The organism is Asticcacaulis taihuensis (genome assembly GCF_900100255.1).
In the GTDB taxonomy this organism is placed as follows: Bacteria; Pseudomonadota; Alphaproteobacteria; order Caulobacterales; family Caulobacteraceae; genus Asticcacaulis; species Asticcacaulis taihuensis.
On record NZ_FMTS01000006.1, the window covers coordinates 193925 to 215733 of the forward strand.

General features: G+C 59.4%; 23 protein-coding genes. 12 read left to right on the forward strand and 11 right to left on the reverse strand.

The features are described 5' to 3' along the window. Positions 1-148: 148 nt before the first annotated feature. Both zapE and cimA read left to right on the forward strand, forming a co-directional pair. Entirely contained in the window at positions 149-1261 is a 1113-nt protein-coding gene (zapE, locus tag BLO49_RS14800; protein ID WP_090650033.1) for a cell division protein ZapE, read from the forward strand. 48 nt (positions 1262-1309) lie between these two features. Next, a complete protein-coding gene (cimA, locus tag BLO49_RS14805; RefSeq protein WP_090650034.1) occupies positions 1310-2893 on the forward strand; it encodes a citramalate synthase in 1584 nt (527 codons plus the stop codon). A 108-nt stretch (positions 2894-3001) separates the two neighbouring features. Here the strand turns inward: cimA and BLO49_RS14810 are convergent, their stop codons facing one another. After that, complete coding sequence (locus BLO49_RS14810; protein WP_090650035.1) at positions 3002-4246, reverse strand: UbiH/UbiF/VisC/COQ6 family ubiquinone biosynthesis hydroxylase; 1245 nt, start codon at positions 4244-4246, stop codon at positions 3002-3004. A gap of 92 nt (positions 4247-4338) precedes the next feature. Between BLO49_RS14810 and BLO49_RS14815 the strand changes: the two genes are divergently transcribed. From BLO49_RS14815 to BLO49_RS14825, 3 genes are all read left to right on the forward strand, one after another. After that, positions 4339-4614, forward strand: coding sequence for a hypothetical protein (locus tag BLO49_RS14815; protein ID WP_090650037.1), 276 nt, complete (start codon positions 4339-4341; stop codon positions 4612-4614). 30 nt (positions 4615-4644) lie between these two features. Continuing rightward, a complete protein-coding gene (locus BLO49_RS14820; protein ID WP_090650038.1) occupies positions 4645-5280 on the forward strand; it encodes a glutathione S-transferase family protein in 636 nt (211 codons plus the stop codon). Positions 5281-5677: 397 nt separating this feature from the next. After that, complete coding sequence (locus tag BLO49_RS14825; protein WP_090650039.1) at positions 5678-6037, forward strand: DUF2794 domain-containing protein; 360 nt, start codon at positions 5678-5680, stop codon at positions 6035-6037. 56 nt (positions 6038-6093) lie between these two features. Here the strand turns inward: BLO49_RS14825 and BLO49_RS14830 are convergent, their stop codons facing one another. Continuing rightward, positions 6094-6846 carry a Bax inhibitor-1/YccA family protein gene (locus BLO49_RS14830; protein ID WP_090650041.1) on the reverse strand — a complete coding sequence of 251 codons (753 nt, stop codon included), beginning with the start codon at positions 6844-6846 and terminating at the stop codon, positions 6094-6096. A gap of 153 nt (positions 6847-6999) precedes the next feature. Here BLO49_RS14830 and BLO49_RS14835 point away from each other — a divergent pair, with 153 nt between their 5' ends. Together BLO49_RS14835 and BLO49_RS14840 are read left to right on the forward strand one after the other, a co-directional pair. Next, entirely contained in the window at positions 7000-8034 is a 1035-nt protein-coding gene (locus BLO49_RS14835) for an aldo/keto reductase (RefSeq protein WP_090650042.1), read from the forward strand. A 9-nt stretch (positions 8035-8043) separates the two neighbouring features. Then, positions 8044-8829: an HpcH/HpaI aldolase/citrate lyase family protein gene (locus tag BLO49_RS14840; protein ID WP_090650044.1), complete on the forward strand. Its 786-nt coding sequence runs from the start codon at positions 8044-8046 to the stop codon at positions 8827-8829. Between the two features lie 97 nt (positions 8830-8926). On the opposite strand, the gene BLO49_RS14845 is transcribed toward BLO49_RS14840, so the two are convergent. Genes BLO49_RS14845 through BLO49_RS14855 form a run of 3 tightly spaced genes read right to left on the reverse strand, consistent with a single transcriptional unit; the run spans position 8927 to position 10587 of the window. Further along, positions 8927-9142 (reverse strand): Trm112 family protein, encoded by a 216-nt coding sequence (locus tag BLO49_RS14845; protein WP_090650045.1) that lies wholly within the window; start codon positions 9140-9142, stop codon positions 8927-8929. 7 nt (positions 9143-9149) lie between these two features. After that, complete coding sequence (gene trxA, locus BLO49_RS14850) at positions 9150-10025, reverse strand: thioredoxin (protein ID WP_090650047.1); 876 nt, start codon at positions 10023-10025, stop codon at positions 9150-9152. A 52-nt stretch (positions 10026-10077) separates the two neighbouring features. After that, the gene (locus BLO49_RS14855; RefSeq protein ID WP_090650049.1) at positions 10078-10587 is read right to left on the reverse strand and encodes a prolyl-tRNA synthetase associated domain-containing protein; all 510 of its coding nucleotides are present in this window, start codon (positions 10585-10587) and stop codon (positions 10078-10080) included. A 42-nt stretch (positions 10588-10629) separates the two neighbouring features. Here BLO49_RS14855 and BLO49_RS14860 point away from each other — a divergent pair, with 42 nt between their 5' ends. Further along, positions 10630-11400: a DUF6065 family protein gene (locus BLO49_RS14860; protein ID WP_090650050.1), complete on the forward strand. Its 771-nt coding sequence runs from the start codon at positions 10630-10632 to the stop codon at positions 11398-11400. A gap of 42 nt (positions 11401-11442) precedes the next feature. On the opposite strand, the gene BLO49_RS14865 is transcribed toward BLO49_RS14860, so the two are convergent. Further along, positions 11443-13566, reverse strand: a complete 2124-nt coding sequence (locus BLO49_RS14865; RefSeq protein WP_090650052.1) for a M3 family metallopeptidase — start codon at positions 13564-13566, stop codon at positions 11443-11445. A 146-nt stretch (positions 13567-13712) separates the two neighbouring features. Between BLO49_RS14865 and BLO49_RS14870 the strand changes: the two genes are divergently transcribed. Further along, positions 13713-14582 (forward strand): glutamate racemase, encoded by an 870-nt coding sequence (locus BLO49_RS14870; protein ID WP_090650053.1) that lies wholly within the window; start codon positions 13713-13715, stop codon positions 14580-14582. 177 nt (positions 14583-14759) lie between these two features. Here BLO49_RS14870 and ahpF read toward each other — a convergent pair whose 3' ends face one another. The 3 genes from ahpF to ahpD all read right to left on the reverse strand — a co-directional run bounded on the left by ahpF (position 14760) and on the right by ahpD (position 17797). Beyond that, the gene (ahpF, locus tag BLO49_RS14875; RefSeq protein ID WP_090650055.1) at positions 14760-16346 is read right to left on the reverse strand and encodes an alkyl hydroperoxide reductase subunit F; all 1587 of its coding nucleotides are present in this window, start codon (positions 16344-16346) and stop codon (positions 14760-14762) included. Positions 16347-16586: 240 nt separating this feature from the next. After that, positions 16587-17150, reverse strand: a complete 564-nt coding sequence (ahpC, locus tag BLO49_RS14880; protein WP_090650057.1) for an alkyl hydroperoxide reductase subunit C — start codon at positions 17148-17150, stop codon at positions 16587-16589. Positions 17151-17260: 110 nt separating this feature from the next. Next, the gene (gene ahpD, locus BLO49_RS14885) at positions 17261-17797 is read right to left on the reverse strand and encodes an alkylhydroperoxidase, AhpD family (protein ID WP_090650059.1); all 537 of its coding nucleotides are present in this window, start codon (positions 17795-17797) and stop codon (positions 17261-17263) included. A 71-nt stretch (positions 17798-17868) separates the two neighbouring features. Here ahpD and BLO49_RS14890 point away from each other — a divergent pair, with 71 nt between their 5' ends. Genes BLO49_RS14890 through BLO49_RS18230 form a run of 3 tightly spaced genes read left to right on the forward strand, consistent with a single transcriptional unit; the run spans position 17869 to position 19595 of the window. After that, complete coding sequence (locus BLO49_RS14890; RefSeq protein WP_090650060.1) at positions 17869-18789, forward strand: hydrogen peroxide-inducible genes activator; 921 nt, start codon at positions 17869-17871, stop codon at positions 18787-18789. 3 nt (positions 18790-18792) lie between these two features. Next, positions 18793-19215 carry a hypothetical protein gene (locus BLO49_RS14895; RefSeq protein WP_090650062.1) on the forward strand — a complete coding sequence of 141 codons (423 nt, stop codon included), beginning with the start codon at positions 18793-18795 and terminating at the stop codon, positions 19213-19215. Continuing rightward, positions 19212-19595, forward strand: coding sequence for a hypothetical protein (locus BLO49_RS18230; RefSeq protein WP_139159706.1), 384 nt, complete (start codon positions 19212-19214; stop codon positions 19593-19595). The genes BLO49_RS14895 and BLO49_RS18230 overlap by 4 nt, the downstream gene beginning before the upstream one ends. A gap of 7 nt (positions 19596-19602) precedes the next feature. On the opposite strand, the gene BLO49_RS18440 is transcribed toward BLO49_RS18230, so the two are convergent. Both BLO49_RS18440 and BLO49_RS14900 read right to left on the reverse strand, forming a co-directional pair. Further along, a complete protein-coding gene (locus tag BLO49_RS18440; protein ID WP_170828349.1) occupies positions 19603-19767 on the reverse strand; it encodes a hypothetical protein in 165 nt (54 codons plus the stop codon). A gap of 22 nt (positions 19768-19789) precedes the next feature. Next, positions 19790-21778 carry an NAD(+) synthase gene (locus BLO49_RS14900; protein ID WP_090650064.1) on the reverse strand — a complete coding sequence of 663 codons (1989 nt, stop codon included), beginning with the start codon at positions 21776-21778 and terminating at the stop codon, positions 19790-19792. Between the last annotated feature and the right edge of the window lie 31 nt (positions 21779-21809).

Below are 21809 nucleotides of genomic sequence, written 5' to 3' on the forward strand. Positions count from 1 at the left end.
GATCATCCTTCATGATCGTGGTGGTGGGGCTTCTTACTTACTTAACGCACATGCAGCATTTTTTTAACGCCATCTTGAGGCGGATCGTTTATAACCATCGTTAATAAATGGTGGGTCGCGGTCAGAAGGCCGTGCGCAGACAGATCGAATGACCAATATCCGTAGTGAATACAAACGCCTGCTGAAATCGGGCGAGATTGTTCCCGATGCCGCCCAGAAGGCGGCCATCGAGGCACTGGTCGTGCTGGAGCGCCGCATCCGTCAGAGCCGCGCCCTGTGGCGGCGCCTGCTCGGCATCCAGCCACGCGTCTGCGGGCTCTATCTCTGGGGACCGCCGGGCCGCGGCAAGTCCATGATGATGGACCTGTTCTACAACAATGTTCACAAGATCCCGAAGCGCCGCGTCCATTTCCATGCCTTCATGGCGGAGGTGCACCACTATATCCGCCTGTGGCGCGAGAGCGACGCGAAGACCCGCAAGATCAATTTCGGCACGCATAAGGGCGACGATCCCATCGCGCCAGTGGCCCGCCTGATCGCCAGCCAGTCGCAACTCCTGTGCTTCGACGAATTGCAGGTGACGGATATCGCCGACGCCATGATCCTGGGGCGCCTTTTTGAGGCGCTGTTTGCGCGTAAAGTCATTCTGGTCGCCACCTCCAATCGCCCGCCGGACGATCTCTATAAGGACGGCCTGAACCGCGAGCACATCCTGCCCTTTATCGCCATGATCAAGGACCGCACCACCCTCGTCCAGGTCTCCGGCCCCAAGGATTTCCGGCTTGATCGTCTGCGCGGCGCCAAAACCTGGTTTTCGCCCTCTACCGAACCGCGCGCCATTGCCGCCTTCAATACCTTGTGGGCCGACATGAAGCACCTGATGACCGAGATGGACACGGTCCTGACGGTCAATGAGCGCAAACTGCATTTCGCCCGCGCCGCCGGCCCGATGCTGCGCGCCACTTTCGCCGAACTGTGCGCCGCCAATAACGGCCCGGCCGATTATCTCGCCATCGCCGAGCGCTTCACAACGGTGTTTATCGAGGGCGTGCCGATCCTGTCCCCTTCCAACCGCAACGAGGCGAAGCGGTTCGTCACCCTGATCGATGCGCTCTATGAGGCCGGCACCAAGACGGTCATCCTGGCCGATGCCGAGCCGTCACTGCTCTATCCGGTGGGAGATGGCGCCTTTGAATTCGAGCGCACGGTGTCGCGCCTGGAAGAAATGCGCTCCGAGGATTACCTCAACCGCGCGGATTAGTTAGCCGAAATCGTTTGACCACACTTATCCCCATTCTGTAGATGGGGCATGGCTGAACGTATCTACCTTTATGACTCCACGCTGCGCGACGGTGCGCAGGCGCAAGGAATAGACTTTTCTGTCGCGGACAAGCAGGCGATTGCGGCTGCGCTCGACGCATTCGGCATTGACTATATCGAAGGCGGTTGGCCTGGCGCCAACCCGACCGACGACGCCTTTTTCGGCGCCCTGCCCAAGACGAAGACGGCGAAGATTTCTGCTTTCGGCATGACCCGCCGCGCCGGCCGTTCGGCGTCCAACGATCCGGGCTTGCAAGATCTGCTGGCGGTCAATACCCCGACCGTCTGTCTGGTCGGCAAGAGCTGGGACTGGCAGGTCGAGACGGCGCTCAAGGTTTCGACCTCAGAAAACCTGCGCATGATCAGCGACTCTCTGGCCCATATCCGCGCCAATGGCCGCGAAGCCGTGTTTGATGCTGAACACTTCTTCGATGGCTACAAGGCCAATCCAACCTACGCCATAGAGGCGCTGAAGGCCGCACACGAAGGCGGCGCCAATTGGCTGGTGCTGTGCGACACCAATGGCGGCTCCATGCCCTCGGAAGTCTATCGCATCGTCAGCGCCGTGAAGGCCGCTTTGCCCGACGCCAATCTCGGTATCCACTGCCATAACGACACCGAGCAGGCCGTCGCCAATTCGCTGGCCGCGGTCGAAGCCGGCGTGCGTCAGGTACAGGGGTGCATCAATGGCATCGGCGAGCGTTGCGGCAATGCCAATCTGATCGCTATTATCCCGACCCTGATGCTCAAGATGGGTTACGATACCGGACTCACGCCTGAGCAACTGACCCATATCGGCGAACTGTCACGGCTGGTCGATGACCGCCTGAATCGCGCCCCCAACCGCCATGCGGCCTATGTCGGCTCATCCGCCTTCGCCCACAAGGGCGGGCTGCATGTCAGCGCCATGAACAAGGACAGCCGGTCCTACGAGCATATTGACCCGGCTTTGGTCGGCAATTCGCGCCTGATCCTGGTGTCGGATAAGGCGGGCCGCTCCAACATCGTCAACCGCCTGCATCAGATGGGCATCGAGGTCGCCGACGATGACGACCATATCGGCGAGTTGGTCAAGGCGGTGAAGGAACGCGAGGCCCTGGGCTATGCCTATGAGGACGCCAGCGCCAGCTTCGAGCTGATGGCGCGCGAACGCCTGGGCCAGTTGCCGCGCTATTACGAACTGCAAAGCTACCGCGCGCTCAACGAATATCGCCTCGATGCAAAAGGCCGCGCCTTCGATGTCGCCGAGGCGACGGTCAAGCTGGTGGTCAAGGGCGAGCAGGTGATGAGCGTGGCCGAGGGCAATGGTCCGGTCAATGCGCTCGACGCCGCCCTGCGCAAGGCCCTGACGCCGCATTATCCGCAACTGAACGCCATGCACCTCAATGACTACAAGGTGCGCATTCTGACGCCTTCGGACGCCACCGCGGCACTGACACGCGTCATGATCGAAAGCCGCGATGATCAGGGCCGCACCTGGAACACGCTGGGCGTCAGCCATAACGTGATCGATGCGTCCTATAATGCACTCTACGACGCCATCACCTATCACCTCCTGAAGGCAGGGGTGTAAGCGATCTGAGCTAAACGGCGAAGCAGGCCATGCCGGCCGGTTTGTCGCCTGCCACTATAATGGCTGAGCGGCGACGTTTCTGACTCTGTATAATGGCAGAGACCCGTCTTAAACCAGCTCGCCCCTGAGCAGCTTCGGCAGATCGCCCGTCGCCGCGCCGGCGTCTTCCATCACGAACTGGCGCAAGGTGGGCACCTTGTTGAACAGGCCGATGCCGACGCCGCGCACCGCCCGCAGCAGGGGATTGCCGTTTGAGAACAGCCGGACGAAGCCATCCATGATCACCGAGGTACTGACATTATCGAAGCGCCGCCATTTGGCGTAACGTTCCAGCACCAGATCCGTGCCGATATCCTCGCCCAGACGCGCCGCCTCTATCAGCACCTCGGCCAGGGCCGCCACGTCCTTCAGGCCGAGATTCAGGCCTTGTCCGGCGATCGGATGAATGCCGTGGGCGGAATCGCCCAACAGGGCCAGCCTGCCCTTGTGCATCTCTTCGGCGAGACCCAGGCCCAGCGGATAGATGAATTTCTCGCCCACCACGGTCAGATCGCCCAGGAATTCGCCGAAACGCCCGATCAGGTGGTCATAGAACAACTGGTCATCGACCTGCATCAGGGCTTTCGCTTTGGCATGGGTCTCCGACCAGACGATGCAGGCGCGGCTATCATTCAGCGGCAGGATGGCGAAGGGCCCCGTCGGCAGGAAGTGTTCATAGGCGACGTGATTGTGCGAATGTTCCATCTGCACCGTGCAGACGACGGCGCTCTGGTCATAGGCCCAGTTGATGTGTTTGATGCCGGCCTTTTCGCGCAAGGTAGACTTGCGGCCTTCCGCCGAGACGACCAGCGGCGCGCGCAGGGTCTCTCCCGTATCGAGGTCAACCTCGGCGAAGGAACCGTCCTCGCGGTTATCGACCACTGAGGCCGGGCTGATCAGGCGGATGCCCTGGTTGACGATCTCCTCATACAGTGCTTTGCGCACCTGACGGTTCTCGACCATGTAGCCCAGCGGTTCGTCGCCGGTGCGGTCGGAGATTTCCTCCGAGGCGAAATGCAGGAAAAACGGCAGGGGTTTCGGCGCCGAAGCGCCCGGCAGATGGCCGTCCGTCACGAAAATCTCGTCCATGCGGCAGGCGTGTTTTTCCAGCACATCGCCAACGCCCAGCGCCTTCCACTGGCGGAAACAGGCATAGGCGATCGCCGAGGCGCGGCCATCGAAACTGACATCCAGCATGTCATCGAAAGGTTGTCGCTCGACCAGGGCGACCTCCAGACCGCCGGATTTCAAAGCCAAGGCCAGGGTCATTCCGGCCATGCCGGCGCCTACGATTACGACATCATATGTTTTCATAGTGACATCATAGCTTTACCGGCCAAAAGCGCAATGCGGTCGGGTGACGCGGTTTGTTGCTTTCCGTACTGGCGCGCCGTAAGAACAGGGTCATGAAAAACCGTCTGCCGCTCATCATCACCCTCGCCGGACTGGCCGCCGCGGTCTATGCCGTGATCCTGAACCTTGTCACGGCGGTGCCGACAGCGGCGCAATCCTTCGTGATCCAGAGCCTGATCTTCGCCGTGGTGGCCATCGTCTGCGGCATCTATGCCTTGCGTCGGGGCGGCGGTTGGCGGTTTCTGGCCATCGCCATGATCGGTCCATCCGTATTTGTCATTGCGGATGCCGGAATGCGTCTCGCGCTTTATCTGCGTCAGGGTGTATAGTCGGCCGCCTGATCTCAAGGATAAGCCGCCATGACCCAGCCCGCCGCACCGATCAAATTCTATTCCATGCACCTCTCCGGCAATGCGCACCGGGTGTTGCTGACCCTGAGGGCGCTCGACCGGCCGTTTGAGCTGATTGAGGTCAATCTGCGCGCCAAGGAACAAAAATCCGAAGCTTTCCTGCAAATGAACCCCTTCGGCCAGGTGCCGGTGATCGATGACAACGGCACGGTCATCTGGGATTCTATCGGCATCATGACCTACCTCGCGCTCCGTTACGATGATGGCAAATTGCTGCCGCGCGATCCGGCGCAATTCGGGCAGATCATGGCCTGGCTGGGCAAGACTTCCGGCCCGATCGCCTACGGCATGGCCACGGCGCGGCGGATCAACCTCTTCAATGCCCCGGCGGATATCGATTCCGCCCACGCCATCGCGCATGACTTCCTGCATGTGATGAACGAACATCTGGAAGGCCGCGCCTGGCTGGTGGGCGGTACCGTCACACTCGCCGATCTGGCCTGCTATGCCTATGTCGCGCACGCGCCAGAGGGTGGGGTGGACCTGAAGGGCTTCGGCAATGTCAGCGGCTGGCTGGCCCAGGTCGAGGCCCTGCCCTTCTTCGCCGCCATGCCGAAAGCCAAGGTCGGCCTGTGGGCGGAATAAAGTCCAGATTTCAATGAAATCTGGAAAGGGCAAGTGCCCGCCCGAGCCTATGCGAGGAGCCCCGCGGCGCTTGAGCGGAAAAATGCCAAAAAAAGACGCCGCTACGAGGGGGAAAACGTAGCAGCGCCAGAATAATCTCGGGGAAGAAGAAATGTCTGCCGGCCGGGGGACTACTGGATTCCGGGGGCTGGGGGGGCTGTTCAGGGGGGAACCCGAGCAAGTCGCCTCGGCCGACATCTGCATAATCAATTGGGAAGCGGGCCACGGAAGGGCCAAATTAAGGTCATATCGCGTCCTTTTCATAACTTTCCCATAAAGACGGCCATATGAATTTACTTGCGCGATTCAGTCGCTTCAGGCGTAATCGGGTCAGATTTTCCTGCGGAGTCTTGGGTTTATGAGTATTCAGGATTTGAGCGGCGCCTTTAACGCCTCGCAGCCCCAAAATGCCGGAAAGCCAGGGCCGGTCTTCTTTGAGCGCAAGGAACTGGAACTGATCCTGCGGCTATACGGACAACATGTCGCCTCCGGTGACTGGCGTGATTATGCCATCGATCAGCTTGCCGACGCCGTAGCCTTCAATATCTTCCGCCGGAGTAACGAAGCGCCGCTGTACCGTATAGAGAAGCGGCCATCGCTCGCTCGCAAGCAGGGGGCTTTCGCCGTCTTCAACCAGGCGGGGATGATCCTCAAGCGCGGCCGCGAACTGGGGCCCGTGCTGGCCGTGCTGGATAAACGCAGGTTCGACGTTCTGTAAAACAAAAACCCCGGAAGTCACCTTCCGGGGTTTTCAATTTCAGGCTTCAATCCGTTTTAGCGACGGCCGCCGAACAGGTTCAGCAGGCTGAGGAACAGGTTGATGAAGCTGACATAGAGGCCGATGGCGCCGATATAGGTCAGGGCGGCACGGTGATTGGCCGAAAGCTGACCGGTCGAATAGTACAGCGTCTTGAGCGATTGCGTCTGGTAAGCGATCAGGGCCGAAAACAGAACAACACCGATGCCTGACATCGCCATCATCATGATGCCGCTCTTGAGGATAAAGGCATTGACCAGGCCCGCGATAATCAGGCCCAGGACCGAGGCCGAGAAGAAGCCGCCCCAGCCGGACATATTGACCTTGGTGGTGTAGCCGATCAGGCTGACAACGCCAAAGGTGGCGGCGGTCACAAAGAAGATGGTGGCGATCGAAATGCCCGTATAGAGCAGGAAGATCGACGACAGCGACACGCCCATGATGGCGACGAACACCCAGTAGAAGGCGCCCGAAACCGCCGCGTTCAGGCCGTTCATGAAACGGCCGGAAATAAAGCTTAAGACCAGCGGTGCGAAGGCGAAGATCCAGCCCAGCGGCGTATAGCCGGTGACGCGGCCGTCAGCGGTGAAATTATAGAGAAGCTGGATCAGGAAAGGCGAATTGGCCACGGCCCACGCCATGCCGCCGGTGACCACGAGGCCCAGCGCCATTTTCTGATAGATGCCCAGCAGGAAGTTGCGCAGGCCCATATCCCTGGCCTGTTCTTCCACGGTGGGCATGGCAATATAGCGAGTGTCCATGTCGTTCATAGGTTTGAAACCCCTGTTAAATGTCTGATGCCGCTGGCTCGGTATTGCCAAGGCATTCTGGTGATAATATGGGACTGTGGCGCTTTCCTGACAAGGGGCTTTCTATGCCGGTCGGGGACTTTGATTATATAAGCAAATTCAGGCGAAACCGGCATGAAATATTCCCCCCTCGGACGCACGGGCCTTCAGGTCTCCCGCGTTTGTCTCGGCACCATGATGTATGGCAGCCAGGTATCGCAAACCGATGCCTGGGCGCAGATGGATTATGCCCTGACCCGCGGCATCAATTTCTTCGATACGGCCGAAGCCTATGCCATTCCACCGCGGCCGGAAACCCAAGGCGCCACCGAGCGGATCATCGGCGAATGGTTCAAAGCGCGCGGCAACCGGAAAGATATCATCCTGGCCACCAAGGCGGCTGGTCGCGCCGATTTCATGACCTGGATTCGGAACGGCCCCCGCCATACGCGCGAGCACCTCGATGCCGCCATTCAGGGCTCGCTCGACCGCCTGCAAACCGACTATATCGACCTCTACCAGCTCCACTGGCCCGACCGCCGCTATGCCGGCTTCGGCTTCCACCATTATACCGACTACGACGCCGATTATGAGAGCTTCCACGCTATTCTCGAAAGCCTCGATCGCCACGTAAAAGCCGGGCGCGTCCGTCATATCGGCGTCTCGAACGAGAGCCCCTACGGCGTGATGAAGTTCCTGGCGGAATCCGAGAAGCACGGCCTGCCGCGCATCGCCTCGATCCAGAATGCCTATTCGCTGGTGTCGCGCGCTTTTGATTACGGCCTGGCCGAGGTGAGTTTGCGCGAAGATGTCGGCCTGCTGGCCTATTCCTCGCTGGCCCAGGGCTATCTGACGGGCAAGTACCGTAACGGCGCCCTGCCGGAAGGCGCGCGCAAGACGCTCTATCAGCGCCTCAACCGTTATGAAGGCCCCGGCGGCATCGAAATGATCGATAAATATGTCGACCTCGCCGCTGAACTCGGTCTGAAGCCCGAACAACTGGCGCTGAAATTCGTCGATCAGAGGCCATTCGTCACCTCGACCATTATCGGCGCCAGTTCGATGGATCAGTTGATCAGTGATATCGACGCCTTCGATCTGGAATGGACGCCGGAGATCGACAAAGCGGTGATGGCCCTGCACCTCAGCCATCCTAATCCTTGCCCGTAAGGTTCAGTCATGATGCGCTCCGCTCTCTTCATTCCCTGCGCCAATCCAAAAGCCATGGCCAAGGCGGCGACACTGGCCTGCGACGCCCTGATCTTCGATCTGGAAGACGCCGTAGGCGACTCTGAGCGCGACGGGGCGCTGGCGCGGCTGGCGGAAACCCTGGCCGGCGATTTTGTGGCCAGGACCGTGCTGGTGCGTATTCATCCGCAGTATCTGGGCGGCATTCACAAAGCGCTGTCGGGTTTACGGATCGACGGGCTGGTCATTCCCAAGGTCAATGGCGTGGCCGATATCACCGGCGTGGCGCATGTCTGGCCGGATATGCCTCTATGGGCGATGATCGAGACAGCGCAAGGCGTGGCCAATCTGGCGGAGATCGCCACGGCCGGCGTGAAGGGCCTGATCGCCGGACCGAACGACCTGCGCAAGGATCTGCGCAGCCGGTCAATGAAGGACCGCGCCGATATCCTTTTCGCCCTGTCCCAGATCGTTCTTTATGGCCGCGCCAATGGGCTGAGCGTGCTCGATGGCGTCTATAATGCCTTCCGGGACGAAGCGGGTTTTGCCGCCGAATGCGAACAGGGCCGCAGCCTGGGTTTCGATGGCAAGACCCTGATCCACCCGGCGCAGATCGCGGCGTGCGAGGTGGCATTTTCGCCTTCTGAAGCCGAGGTGGGGTGGGCAAAGGCTGTGGTGGCCGCCTTTGAAGGCAGTGCGGCCGGCGTGGTGTCGGTCAATGGCGAGATGGTCGAGCGCCTGCATCTTGCACAGGCGCATTGGATATTAAAATCTTAACCGCAGGAATTGGCCAAGACCAATTCTTGGCCGGTTGTTAATCTGGTTTTAGACGACCAGGCATTCAGAATAATAAATATTCTGTCCTCCCCCTTCACTACGCTTTCAGTGGCTCGAACTTGCGCGCCTGATCGACCAGCATGATCGGCACACCGGAACGGATGGGGAAGGCCAGGCCGGCCGTCGGGCTGATCAGTTCCTGCGCGACCTTGTCATAGGTCAGCGGGCGGCGTGTGACCGGACAGACCAGGGCTTCCAGCAGGCGCGGATCGATTTCCAACTCATTTTTGGCGTAGGTTTCGATATCGGTCATGATGATCTCAGGAGAAAAGAAGCGACGACAGGCGGCGGCGGCCGGCCTTGGTCAGCTCGGATGACGCGCCGAGCGCGGTGAAAATCTTGAAGAGATAGGTGCGGGCGGCCTGGCCGTTCCATTCCGGATCATACTTGACGATTTCCAGCAGAGCGTTCATCGCCTCGGCCATCTCGCCCTGGGCCGCCAGCGCCCGGCCAAGATCATACCAGGCATCGAAATCGCGGCCATCCGCGGCGATCCTGGCGCGCAGGCCGGCAATATCGGTGGGCGCACCCTCCGCCAGTTCCAGCGCGGCGCGCAGGCCGAGAATATCCGTATCCTTTGTATCGGCCGGCACCTGATCGAGGGTGGCTTTTGCATGATCCGGCTGTTGTAGTTTCAGGTAAATCCGCGCCATGCCGGCAATGGCCCTGGTATTTTCCGGGTCCTGTTCCAGCACGAACGCATAGGCTTCCATGGCGCTGGGCATATCGCCGTCTTCCACCGACTTGGCGGCCAGGGCCAGGGCATCATCCACCGACGGGCTACCGTCACCGGCCACGCCCAGCTTGTCGATAAAGGCGCGCAGTTCGGTTTCCGATTTGGCGCCCATGAAGCCATCGACCGGACGGCCGCCGACAAAGGCATAGACGGTGGGGATCGACTGGACACGCATCTGGGCGGCGATGGCCTGGTTCTGGTCGACATCGATCTTGACCAGCTTCACCTTGCCCTTCTGCTCGCCGATCACCTTTTCCAGCGCCGGACCAAGCTGGCGGCACGGGCCACACCAGGTGGCCCAGAAATCGACAATGACCGGCTGGGTCATGGAGGCCTCGATGACATCGGCCATGAAGGTGTTTTCGGAACCGTCGATGATATTGGGGTCGTTGCTGGCCATGGGATACCTCTGTCTATTCGCTTATCTCAAGTGGGCGTGCGCATCAATGGAATCAAGTGAGTGTGCTGAAATCGACGATTACCAGTTCACGGCCCAGAGACGCGATAAACGCCCGGAAATCAGCCTGACTGAGCGAAGTCGTGGCCGTATTGGTCAGAGGGTGGAAATTGACAATCTCCGCATCGGCCAGAGCCTTGTCGAGGATAAACCGCACCTTGCGTTCCGGATCATTGATCAGGCCCAGCGCCGTCACCGAACCTGGCCGCACCCCCAGGGCATTATAAAGCCGCTCTTCCGAGCCGAAGCTCAGGCGTCCGGAGCCTATCACCTTCGGCAGGGTTTTCAGCGGAATCTGCGTCGATTGCTCGGCCGATATCAGCCAGAGCTGACCCTTGTCGTCCTTCAGGAACAGGTTCTTGGTGTGCGCGCCCGGCAACTGCGACTTAATGTCGTCGCCTTCGCCCACGCGAAAGACGGCTTCGTGGGTCAGGGTGCTTGTTTTCAGGCCCAAATCATTTAAGGCTTCGAGCAGTTTTTCAGGCGTGTAGAGCGGATCGGTCATGATCCGCCTTTACCGCAATCCTTTTGACGATGGAACTGCCCGATGGAACTTGAGTGCTTTGTCATGACCACCTATCCGCCGGAAATCGTGCCCGGCCGGCCGGAGCGGGAATGGATGGACAGTTTTCAGTCCCGCTTCCCCTATCGCTGCCTGCCGCTCACTATGGCCAATACCACCGGCTGGGAAATTCTTTGCCCCACCGACATCACCATTATCTGGAACGGCGGCATAGGCAAGAACGATCTGACCATCACCTGCGATGCCGATCCGAACTACAATCTCGAACACCTGGTGTCGTCTCACTTCACCCACGGCGTCGTGACCTTCCATACCGGCTTCCTCTTCCGCACCCCGCCGGGCTATGCCGTGCAGGCCTCCGGCGCGCCGAACCAGGTCAAGGACGGCATAGCGCCGCTGACAGGTCTGGTGGAAACCGACTGGCTGCCCTTCCCCTTCACCATGAACTGGCTGATGACACGCCCCGGCATGGTGACCTTCAAGAAGGGCGAGCCGTTCTGCTTTATCCAGGTGGTGCAGCACAAGGGTCAGGATGATATCCAGCCGGTGATCAAGTCGCTGGAAAGCGATCCGGAGCTGAAGAAGCAGTTCGATGCCTGGGCCCGGACACGCCAGGAATTCAATGACAGCCTCGTCCGCCGCGACCCCGACGCGGTCAAGGAAGCCTGGCAGAAATTCTATTTCAAGGGCGAGAAGCCCGACCCGACCGGCCAGGTGGTCGAAAAGGTCGACGACCATATCAATCGTCGCCGCCTGAAGACCCCCAAGGTCATTCGCCCCAAAAAGACGCGCTAAATGGAGAAAGGACCGAGGCCAGTAGCCCCGGTCCTTTCATTTTCAGGCGAAGCCGCGCAGCCGCATCAGCGCATCGCGGTTGACATCCCGGCCGAGGAAATTGCGGAAGGCCACGTCCTGCGGAATGGTGTCCCCCACGCTCAGGATATTGTCGAAGTAGTTCTTCGCCGTCGGGCCGTCGAAAGGCCCGCCTTCCTTCATGAACTTCTCATAGGCGTCGGCCACCAGGGCGTCCGACCACAGGTAGGAATAATAGCCCGCCGAATAACCGTCATCGGCGAAGATGTGCGCGAACTGCGTCGGGCGGTGGCGCATGACGATTTCCTTCGGCATGTTCAGCTTGGCCAGTTCGGTCTTCTCAAAAGCGACGATGTCGATATCGGTTTCGCCGGCCAGGTGATACTTCATGTCGATCAGGGCGCAAGCCAGGTATTCGACCGTGGCAAAGCCCTGGTTGAACTTCGATGACTTCACCAACTTTTCCTGCAATTCGGCCGGCATTGGCTTGCCGGTTTCATAATGGATGGCGAACTGGTTCAGCACCACCGGTAGCGGTAGCCAGTGCTCGTTGAGCTGCGACGGGAACTCGACGAAATCGGTCGCCGTATTGGTGCCACCCTGGCTCGGATACCAGGCGTTCGAGCTGAGCGCATGGATGGCGTGGCCGAACTCATGGAACATGGTCTCGGCATCGTCCCAGGAAATGAGAATAGGCTTGCCCGGCTCAGCCTTGATGAAGTTGCAGTTGTTCGAGCAGATGCAGATGTGATCGAGCATGTAGGACTGACCCTGGTACTCGGTCTCCCAGGCGCCGGAGGATTTGCCTTCGCGGGCGTAAGGGTCATAGTACCACACGCCGACCTGCTTGCCGGCGCGCATCACTTTATAGGTCGTCACGTCCGGTTGGAAGACCGGCACGTCCTTCACCTGAATGAATTCGAAACCGTACATCTTGTTGGCGGCCCAGAACATGGCGTCCTGGATCTTGTCCAGTTGTAGGTAGGGCTTCACTTCCGACTCATCGAGATCGTATTTCGCCTTCTTCACCTTTTCGGCGTAGAAGCGGTAATCCCAGGCAGCAATGGTGATGTTGGCCCCTTCGGCGTCGGCGATCTTCTGCATGTCGGCCACTTCCTCGTGGACGCGATTGACGGCCGGTCCCCACACCGCCTCCATCAGGTTCATGGCGTTGTCAGGTGTCTTGGCCATGGCGACTTCGAGGCGCCAGTGCGCATGGGTCGGATAGCCATAGAGCTTTGCGCGCTTTGCTCTCAGCTTGAGGATTTGCGAACCGATCTGCTTGTTGTCCCACTGGTCGTTATTGTCGCCACGCATGATATAGGCGCGCCACACCTTTTCGCGCAGGTCGCGGCGGGTCGAATAGGTGGTGAAGGGCTCCATGGCCGAGCGCGTATTCTGCACGGCATACATGCCATCCTTACCCAGTTCCTTCGCCTTGGAGGCCAGGGCGGCAATGAAGGGTTCCGGCAGGCCATCGAGATCATCCCTGGTGATGAAGGTGGCCTGGGCCTCGTCATGCTTCAGATTGTTCGAGAAGCGGTTGAACAGGGTGGCCAGTTGCTGATTGATATCGGCCACTTCCTTCTTTTGCGCATCCGACAGCTTGGCGCCGGCGCGGACGAAATTGTTGTACTTCTTCCACAGCAGACGGTCCTGCTGTGGATTGAGCTTCAGGCTGTCGCGCTGGTTATAAACTGCCTCGATACGCTGGAAGAGGTCGGCATTCTGGGTAATTTCGTCGCCGAAAGCCGCCTTGACCGGCGACAGCCTGGCGGAGACATCGGGGAAGCCGCCGGTGGAGAGGTTTGAATCCCAGACATTATAAACCGCACCGACGCGATCATAGGCGGCGCCGGAGGTCTCATAGGCTTCGATGACATTCTGGAAGGTCGGCTGGGCGGGATTGTCCGTAATCGCCCTGATCTCGGCGCGCATGGCATCCATGGCTGTCAGGGTCGCCGGTTCGAAATCGGCAATCTTCACCTTGTCGAAGGCGGGCACGCCGCCATAGGGACCGGTCCAGGCTTGAGTCAGATAGGCGGTAGCGATGGCAATGCCTCCGGTGCTTTGCGCGAGTGTGGGCGTGGTGACGAAGGCGGCTGTGCTGGCGCCGGCCATCAGGCCAAGGGCGGTGCGGCGGTTCATTTGGGGTGAGGACAAGTGAAGCTCCCTTAGAGGGCCGAAGGCTAAAAAGCCTAGTTTACGAGACAGGCCAAAAGTCGTAACTGATGAACCTATAGACCGCAACAAACGCGGCCAAATTAAGTTTTCGTAACACAGGAAATCAGTTCATGGCGATCGGCGTTTTTGATTCCGGCATCGGCGGCCTAAGCATCCATCGCGCCCTGGTCGACCGCCTGCCCCAGGCCGATTTCGTCTATCTCGCCGATCAGAAACACGCCCCCTATGGTGACCGCTCCGGTGAGGAGATCGTCGAACTGACGCGTCAGGGCTGCGAAACCCTGTTTGAAGCCGGCGCGTCGCTGGTGGTGCTGGCCTGCAATACCGCTTCGGCCGTGGCCCTGCGCCGCCTGCAATCGACCTGGCTGGCGCAATTCCGCAAAACCTATAGGCGTCCGGTCAATGTGCTGGGCATTATCGTCCCCACCATCGAGGCCGCCACCGGCCTGCCCTGGGAACACGAGGCCGAGCGTCGCGGCGAGAAGATCGAAAAGCTCGATGTCATCGGCGTGTTCTCGACCGTCGCCACCGCCCGCTCGCGCGTTTACGAGATCGAAATCGACAAGCGCCGTCAGGATATCGCCGTTTTCACCGAAGCCTGTTCCGGCCTGGCCGACATGATCGAGCAGGGCGCAGCGCGCGAAGACCTCTCGGCCAAGATCAAGGGGCATGTCGAATCCCTGCGTATTCGCATCGGCCGTTACCCGGACCGGGCCATCCTCGGCTGCACCCATTATGAACTTGTGGCCGACCTCTTCCGCGAGCACCTGCCCGCCGGCACGCCGCTGATCCACCAACCGGCGCCGGTCTCCAAGGCCCTGGCGGACTATATCGAACGCCATCCGGAATATACCATTGGCGACACCGGCGCGCGCACCTTCCTGACTACCGGCGAACCGCGCACGCAGTCGGCCCTGATCGAAGCCTTCTGGGGTGCGCCGCTGACGTTTGCCGCCGTGAGTGCCGTGAAAGCGGCGTAGAGCAAGGCTAGGAGGCACAGCCTACCGGGGGCGCCTAGCCTGGACCTCATAACAGGACAAGTGATTAACCGCTTAACTACAGAAAAACCGGACCCGCTTGGGCCCGGTTTTTCTGTAGTTCAAATGACTATCCACTGCCCAGTTCCGGGGTCAAGGGGTCCGTGACCCCTTGCCTTGCTACTCTGCTGCGATATCCACCGGCACCGACGTGCGGATCAGGTGATCAAAGGCCGACAGCGCCGCCTTGGAGCCTTCACCCATGGCAATGACGATCTGCTTGTAGGGTACGGTCGTCGCGTCGCCGGCGGCGAAGATGCCGTGGGCCGAGGTTTCGCCGCGGTCATTGATCTCGATTTCGCCGCGTGGGGAGAGGTTGATCGTGCCCTTCAGCCATTCGGTATTGGGCAGCAGGCCGATCTGGACGAAGATGCCTTCCAGTTCGATTGTGTGCAGGGTATCGTGGATGCGATCCTTGTAGACCAGACCCGTCACCTTATCGCCGTCGCCCAGTACTTCTGTAGTCTGGGCATTGGTGATCACCGTCACGTTCGGCAGGCTGTAGAGCTTGCGTTGCAGGACGGCATCGGCGCGCAGTTCCGGCGCGAATTCCAGCAGGGTGACATGGGCCACGATGCCGGCCAGGTCGATGGCCGCTTCCACGCCGGAATTACCGCCGCCGATCACCGCGGTGCGCTTGCCCTTGAAGAGCGGACCGTCACAATGCGGGCAGTAGGCCACGCCCTTGTTGCGGTACTGGTCTTCACCGGGCACGCCCATCTGGCGCCAGCGGGCGCCGGTGGAGATCACCACCGTGCGGGCGCGCAAAGCGGCGCCGCTTTCGAGGCGCACCTCCGCCAGACCGCCGGGCTCTGAGGCCGGGATCAGCTTCGTTGCCTTTTGCAGGTTCATGATATCGACATCATAGTCCTTGACGTGCTGCTCCAGCGCCGTGGCCAGTTTCGGGCCTTCGGTATGCGAGACCGAGATGAAGTTCTCGATCGCCATGGTGTCGAGCACCTGGCCGCCGAAACGTTCGGCCACCACGCCGGTGCGGATACCCTTGCGCGCGGCATAGATAGCCGCGGCCGCGCCGGCCGGGCCACCGCCGATGACCAGCACGTCGAATTCCGACTTGGCGTCGATCTTGGCGGCTTCACGCGCCTGGGCGCCGGTATCGATCTTTGCGAGGATCTGCTCCAGGCCCATGCGGCCCTGACCGAAGGGCTGGCCATTGACCAGGATGGTCGGCACGGCCATGACCTGGCGCGCCTCGACCTCGTCCTTGAACAGGGCGCCATCGATGGCGACGTGCTTGATCTTCGGGTTGAGCACGCTCATCAGGTTCAGCGCCTGCACCACGTCCGGGCAGTTCTGGCAGGTCAGCGAGAAATAGGTTTCGAACTTCAGTTCGCCGTCGATATCCAGCGCCTTAACCTGCTCGATCACGTCGGCTTCGACGCGCGGCGGGTGGCCGCCGACCTGCAACAGCGCCAGGACCAGAGAGGTGAATTCGTGCCCCATCGGCAGGCCGGCGAAGGTGACGCTTATGTCGGTGCCGGGACGCTGAATAGCGAAGGAGGGCACACGCGAGTCAGTGCCATCTGTCTTCAGCGAGACCTTTTCCGAAGCCTCGACGATGTCGTTCAGCAGCTCGGTCATTTCGCGTGACTTCGCGCTGCCATCAACCGTGGCAACCAGTTCGATCGGCATCCGGAGGTTTTCCAGATACGCTTTCAGTTGCGTCTTCATCCCTGCGTCAAGCATGGTGGTACTCCGTTAGAAATAGGGGGAAATCATTGTCCATATTCAGGCTCCGCGAAGCCTGCATAAGGAGAATGAACTTATCTCCTCCCTTGCGAGCTTCTTTGGCGAAGCGGGGGAGGTGGCGAGCAAGCGCCGCCGTCAGGCGAAGCGCGTCGAGACGGAGGGGGCTTTCATAAGCGAGAAGCCCCCTCCACCCCTTCGGGGTCCCCCTCCCCCGCTACGCAGGGGAGGAGAAGGGGCTTAGATCTTGCCGACGAGGTCCAGCGAAGGCGCGAGCGTCTTTTCGCCTTCTTCCCACTTGGCCGGGCAGACTTCGCCAGGGTGCGAAGCGACATATTGTGCCGCCTTGACCTTGCGGAGCAGTTCGGTGGCGTTACGACCAACACCTTCCGAGGTGATTTCCATGAACTGGATGATGCCGTCCGGATCGACCAGGAAGGTGCCTCGATCGGCCAGGCCGACGCCCGGACGCATGACGTCGAAATTGTTGGTGAGGGTGCCGGATTGATCACCAACCATATAGTAGTTGATCTTGCTGATGGCCGGCGAGGTGTCGTGCCAGGCCTTGTGCGAGAAGTGCGTATCGGTCGAAACCGAGAACACTTCAACATTCATCTTTTGCAGTTCGGGATAGATGCCGGCCAGGTCTTCCAGTTCGGTCGGACAGACGAAGGTGAAGTCGGCCGGATAGAAGAAGAAGATGGACCATTTGCCCTTGGTGTCGGCGTCGGAGATGTCGACGAACTTGCCTGCCTTGTAAGCGGTCGCCTTGAACGGCTTGATGGCGGTGTTGATGAGAGCCATGGGGTATTTCCTTGATTAGAGTGGAACCGGGTTAAGCGGTACGGGGGGACAATCGCTCAAAACAATCAATAGAGCAAATTTGTTTTATTTTATTTTTGCATAGATTTTTCTTATGTTGATGCCAGGGCCGATTCCGCGCGCAGAACCGCCGAAATGGCATTGACGGTCGAGGCGATGCGCAGGGCGGCCTGTATCTGGACCGCGGTGACGCCATGATTGCGCAGAACCTTTTCGTGGCTGTCCATGCACAGGCCGCAGGCATTGACCGCCGAAACGGCCAGGGACCACAGCTCGAAATCGACCTTGTCGACGCCGGGATTGGTCAGGATATTCATGCGGAGGCCGGCGCGCATCTTTTCATATTCCTTGTTCTGCATCAGGTGCAGGGCACGGAAATAGACATTGTTCAGCCCCATGATGGCGGCCGCAGCCTTGGCGGCGGTGATCGCTTCCGGCGTCATGATCTCACTGGCGGCAGCTTCGATGTTTTTCACCACCGCCGGCACGCCAACCGCATGGGCGCAGGAGAGAAATGTGCCCCATTTCTGCTGGTCATTCACGATGGTTTCGTTCAGCAGGTTGGTTAGGTTCGACGACAGATCCTTGGCATAGGCGGGGATCAGGCTTTGCAGGGTTTCGATGGACATGGGCGCCTCGGTTTTTATAGAATGTGGTTATGAATTTTGACAATTCAATAAACTGATCTTATATAGCCATCATGCTCCCGACTCTCAGACAATTGCAATACCTCAAGCTGCTGGCCGAACATAAGAGCTTCGGCGGCGCGGCGGAAGCCGCCTTCGTGTCGCAGCCGGCGCTCTCTTCCGGCATTGCCGAACTGGAAAAGATACTGGGCGTGCGCGTGGTTGATCGTTCGCGCGGCCAGGTGATCCTGACGGCCGTTGGCGAAGAGACGCTAAAACGATCGGAAGATATCCTGGCGCGGGCCGAAGACCTGGTGGAGGCAGCGCGCGGCGCCAATCGCCCCCTGACAGGCCGCTTCCGGCTGGGCGTCATCCCCACGGTCGCCCCCTTTCTGCTGCCCAAGGCGCTTTTGAAACTGCGCAGGGATTTCCCTGACCTGCGTCTCTTTCTGCGCGAAGACCAGACGGCCCGATTGATCGCCTCGCTGAAATCAGGGGCGCTTGATGCCGCCGTCATCGCCCTGCCTTATGACCTGGCCGGACTTGACCACGCCTTTATCTGCAAGGATGAGATCGTGGCCGCTACGCCTTTAGGCCACCGCCTTTCCGGCGGCGACCGCATCGCGCCGGAAGACCTGAAAAACGAAGAACTGATCCTGCTGGAAGACGGCCACTGCCTGCGCGATCATGCCCTGGCCGCCTGTTCCTGGACCTCGCCCACCGGCACCTCGGAATCGCTGTCGACATATGCGGCAAACCACGGTGGCGGCTTTGCAGCGACCTCGCTGAATACGCTTGTCCAGATGGTCGGCTCCGGCCTCGGCGTCTCGCTGCTGCCGGCCATGGCGGTGGATTCCGGTATGGTGAAAGCCGACGAGGTCTGTGTGCGCCCTCTTGCCTCGGATCATGCCTTCCGAGATATTGTCGTCATCTGGCGCGCCGGCTCCAGCCGTGCAGCCGAGGCCAGGCTACTGGCGGAAAAGCTCAAGGAGTAGCCAATGCGGATAGTCTGTGCTGCCCTTGCCCTGCTGGCCCTCACGGCCTGCTCCAAACCGGCGCCGGAAGCGGATACATCGTCCGCGGCATCGGTCGCACCGCCGCCGGTCAGGGATGACTGGCCCGGCAAATATGAGGGCGAGCTGATGGTGCGCATCAGCGGTCTGCCCAATGCCCATAAAGTGGTGCTGGTGGCAGCCACGGCGGATGGCTGCACGGGTGATATCGGCCTGGCCGGCGGCGAGCCGGCAAAGGATATATCTCCCACCGAGCTTGGTTTGACTTTGAAACCCGACGACAAGACGACCTGCACCATCAGTATCAAGAAAGACGGTGATAAGTTGACCGTTTCCGAGAGTGGGATCTGCACGGCCTATCACGGCCTGGCGTGCAGCTTTAATGGCTCGGTGGTGAGGTTGAAGTGATCCGATATGTTCTGATTTTGCCCTTATTGCTTCTAGGGGCTTGTTTAAAAGTTAAACAACCGGCCCCATCTCCTGGAGATTGGGCAGGTGTATATTCAGGGTATGGATTGAAGGCTCAAGTTATACCTAAGGGGGGTGGCTATAATATCATTTTGACGCTCAAATCACCTGACGGCTGTAAAGGTAAATTTCAAAACGAGGTCTTATCTAGGCCAGAAGGGGAAAGTCTTGATTTTGGAGCTTCTGCGCCTGGGAAAGCTTGGTGCGAGATAAATTTGACGCGTGACGGCGAGCTTGTGACCATTGAAGAAACAGATACCTGTCAAGTTTTCAGAAAAGAAGGATGTTCTTTCAATGGCTCTATCGCCCGCATAAAATAGCGCGCGTTTACTGCTCGTCTGTTTTTTGATTAGGTTCTTTCTCAGCCAATTCACGCTCTTTAGCCTCAAGCTCTGCAAGCGCTTTGAACACACTATCATATCGATCAAGCGTTCGCCGCATCGCTTCTTCAATAGTGATCGCAGGTTTTTCGGCTTTGGGTTTCTGGGTCATAACTAGTTATACCACGGATTAATCACTCAGGCACATTCGCCTTTAACTCATCAAGCCAGATTTTCGCATTGCCATCACTCGGCGCGCGCCAGTCACCGCGCGGGCTAAGCGCACCGCCGGAGATCAGTTTCGGTCCATTGGGTACGGCCGAGCGCTTGAACTGCGAGATCGTGAAGAAGCGGAACAGGAACAGCTCCAGCCATTTCCGAATTTCAGGAAGCGTATATTTGTCTTTCCACGCCTGATAACTCAGGAAAGCCACCTTGGAGGGCTTCAGGCCATAGCGCGTGAGGTAATAGAGGTTGAAATCCTGAAGCTCATAGGGGCCGACCTTATCCTCGGTGCGCTGGATGACACCGGCTTCGATCGGCACCAGTTCCGGAGAGATTTCGCGCTCCAGCACCGATTGCAGGATACGCCCGGTCTTTGCGTCAAACTCCTTTTTCGCTGCCCAGCGGATCAGGTGCTGGATCAGGGTTTTCGGCGCGCCGCAATTAACATTGTAATGGCTCATATGGTCGCCGACACCATAGGTACACCAGCCAAGCGCCAGTTCACTGAGATCGCCCGTACCGACGACAAAACCTTTCTTTTCGCCTGCCAGCCGGAACAGAAAATCGGTGCGCAATCCCGCCTGAACGTTTTCGAAATTGACATCATAGACCTTTTCGCCCTGGCTGTAGGGATGGCCGATATCCATCAGCATCCGTTTGGCGGCGGGACGGATATCAAGCACTTCGGCAGAAATCCCCAGCGCCTTCATCAGCTTCATGGCGTCGTTGCGCGAACCGGTCGAGGTGCCGAAGCCCTGCATGGTATAGCCGTGGATATTGGCGCGCGGGATACCCAGCCGGTCGAACGCCTTGCACGCCACGATCAGGGCATGGGTGGAATCCAGCCCTCCGGAAATACCGATCACCACGTTTTGCGTATTGCTGGTCGAGAGGCGCTGCATCAGGCCGTGGACCTGGATATTGAAGGCCTCGTAACAGTCCTCGTCCAGCCGCTCCGGATCGGCGGGCACATAGGGGAAGCGCGCGACATGGCGATGGAAGTCGGTCAGGTCATGGGGCGTATAATCAAATGAAGTGAACGCCTCCGCATCTGCCTTGTTGAAGAGCCGTGCATCTGCAAAAGTTGCCGTGCGGAGACGTTCCTGCGCGATGCGGTCGACATCGATATCGGCGAATGTTAGCGTATTACTGGCGAAGCGTTCCCCTTCGGCCAACAGCATCCCCATCTCATAGATCAGCGACTGTCCGTCCCATGCCAGATCCGTGGTGGATTCTCCCGGCCCCGACGCACTGAAGGCGTAGGCGCACATGAGACGCTCCGATGTGGCCTCACAGATGCGCTTGCGTACACGGGACTTGCCGACCGTGACCGGCGAGGCGGACAGGTTGAGGATGATATGCGCACCGGATAGCGCCAGGCCGGTGGAAGGGGTGGCTGGCGACCACATATCCTCGCAGATTTCCACGCCGATCGTGAAGGCATCCTCTCCCCGTGCGACAAAAATCTGATTGGCGGCGACCACAATATATTTACCTGCAAAATAAATGTTTTCATTCAGGTCATGGCCGCTGGAGAACCAGCGCTTTTCGTAGAATTCGCGGTAGTTGGGCAGGTAGGTCTTGGGCACAAGCCCCAGGCACTCTCCCCGGTGTATGATGGCCGCGAGATTATAAAGCGCCCCCTCGATTATCATCGGCACGCCGCAGACAATGACGGGGCGCATGTTCCTCGATGCTGTAATCAGGTCTTCGAGGGCGGTTTTAGCCGCCTCCTGAAGCGTTTGCTGAAGAAACAGATCGTCGAGCGCATAACCGGTCAGGCTGAGTTCGGGGAATAGCACCACATCGGCGCCGGCTTCATCCGCGCGTTTCGCCAGGGACAGATGTTCCGCCAGATTGGCCTGCGGATCAGCGATATGCACCTTTGGCGTCACGCAGGCGATACGAACGAAGCCGTGGCTGGCCGGTGAAAAGAAGTTTTGCGATTTTACGGTCATTTTCGGCTCTCTCAGGCAAGCGCCACCTTCA

Bases quoted from the DNA above. Each gene is read 5' to 3' on its own strand.
- BLO49_RS14810 (WP_090650035.1), bottom strand. From the start codon at position 4,246: ATGAAAACATATGATGTCGTAATCGTAGGCGCCGGCATGGCCGGAATG.
- BLO49_RS18440 (WP_170828349.1), bottom strand. From the start codon at position 19,767: ATGACCCAGAAACCCAAAGCCGAAAAACCTGCGATCACTATTGAAGAA.
- BLO49_RS14840 (WP_090650044.1), top strand. From the start codon at position 8,044: ATGATGCGCTCCGCTCTCTTCATTCCCTGCGCCAATCCAAAAGCCATG.
- ahpC (WP_090650057.1), bottom strand. From the start codon at position 17,150: ATGGCTCTCATCAACACCGCCATCAAGCCGTTCAAGGCGACCGCTTAC.
- BLO49_RS14900 (WP_090650064.1), bottom strand. From the start codon at position 21,778: ATGACCGTAAAATCGCAAAACTTCTTTTCACCGGCCAGCCACGGCTTC.
- ahpD (WP_090650059.1), bottom strand. From the start codon at position 17,797: ATGTCCATCGAAACCCTGCAAAGCCTGATCCCCGCCTATGCCAAGGAT.
- BLO49_RS14860 (WP_090650050.1), top strand. From the start codon at position 10,630: ATGGAACTTGAGTGCTTTGTCATGACCACCTATCCGCCGGAAATCGTG.
- BLO49_RS14820 (WP_090650038.1), top strand. From the start codon at position 4,645: ATGACCCAGCCCGCCGCACCGATCAAATTCTATTCCATGCACCTCTCC.
- BLO49_RS14895 (WP_090650062.1), top strand. From the start codon at position 18,793: ATGCGGATAGTCTGTGCTGCCCTTGCCCTGCTGGCCCTCACGGCCTGC.
- BLO49_RS14830 (WP_090650041.1), bottom strand. From the start codon at position 6,846: ATGAACGACATGGACACTCGCTATATTGCCATGCCCACCGTGGAAGAA.
- BLO49_RS14865 (WP_090650052.1), bottom strand. From the start codon at position 13,566: ATGAACCGCCGCACCGCCCTTGGCCTGATGGCCGGCGCCAGCACAGCC.
- BLO49_RS14855 (WP_090650049.1), bottom strand. From the start codon at position 10,587: ATGACCGATCCGCTCTACACGCCTGAAAAACTGCTCGAAGCCTTAAAT.
- ahpF (WP_090650055.1), bottom strand. From the start codon at position 16,346: ATGCTTGACGCAGGGATGAAGACGCAACTGAAAGCGTATCTGGAAAAC.
- BLO49_RS14870 (WP_090650053.1), top strand. From the start codon at position 13,713: ATGGCGATCGGCGTTTTTGATTCCGGCATCGGCGGCCTAAGCATCCAT.
- BLO49_RS14835 (WP_090650042.1), top strand. From the start codon at position 7,000: ATGAAATATTCCCCCCTCGGACGCACGGGCCTTCAGGTCTCCCGCGTT.
- BLO49_RS14845 (WP_090650045.1), bottom strand. From the start codon at position 9,142: ATGACCGATATCGAAACCTACGCCAAAAATGAGTTGGAAATCGATCCG.
- BLO49_RS14890 (WP_090650060.1), top strand. From the start codon at position 17,869: ATGCTCCCGACTCTCAGACAATTGCAATACCTCAAGCTGCTGGCCGAA.
- BLO49_RS14815 (WP_090650037.1), top strand. From the start codon at position 4,339: ATGAAAAACCGTCTGCCGCTCATCATCACCCTCGCCGGACTGGCCGCC.
- trxA (WP_090650047.1), bottom strand. From the start codon at position 10,025: ATGGCCAGCAACGACCCCAATATCATCGACGGTTCCGAAAACACCTTC.
- zapE (WP_090650033.1), top strand. From the start codon at position 149: ATGACCAATATCCGTAGTGAATACAAACGCCTGCTGAAATCGGGCGAG.
- cimA (WP_090650034.1), top strand. From the start codon at position 1,310: ATGGCTGAACGTATCTACCTTTATGACTCCACGCTGCGCGACGGTGCG.
- BLO49_RS14825 (WP_090650039.1), top strand. From the start codon at position 5,678: ATGAGTATTCAGGATTTGAGCGGCGCCTTTAACGCCTCGCAGCCCCAA.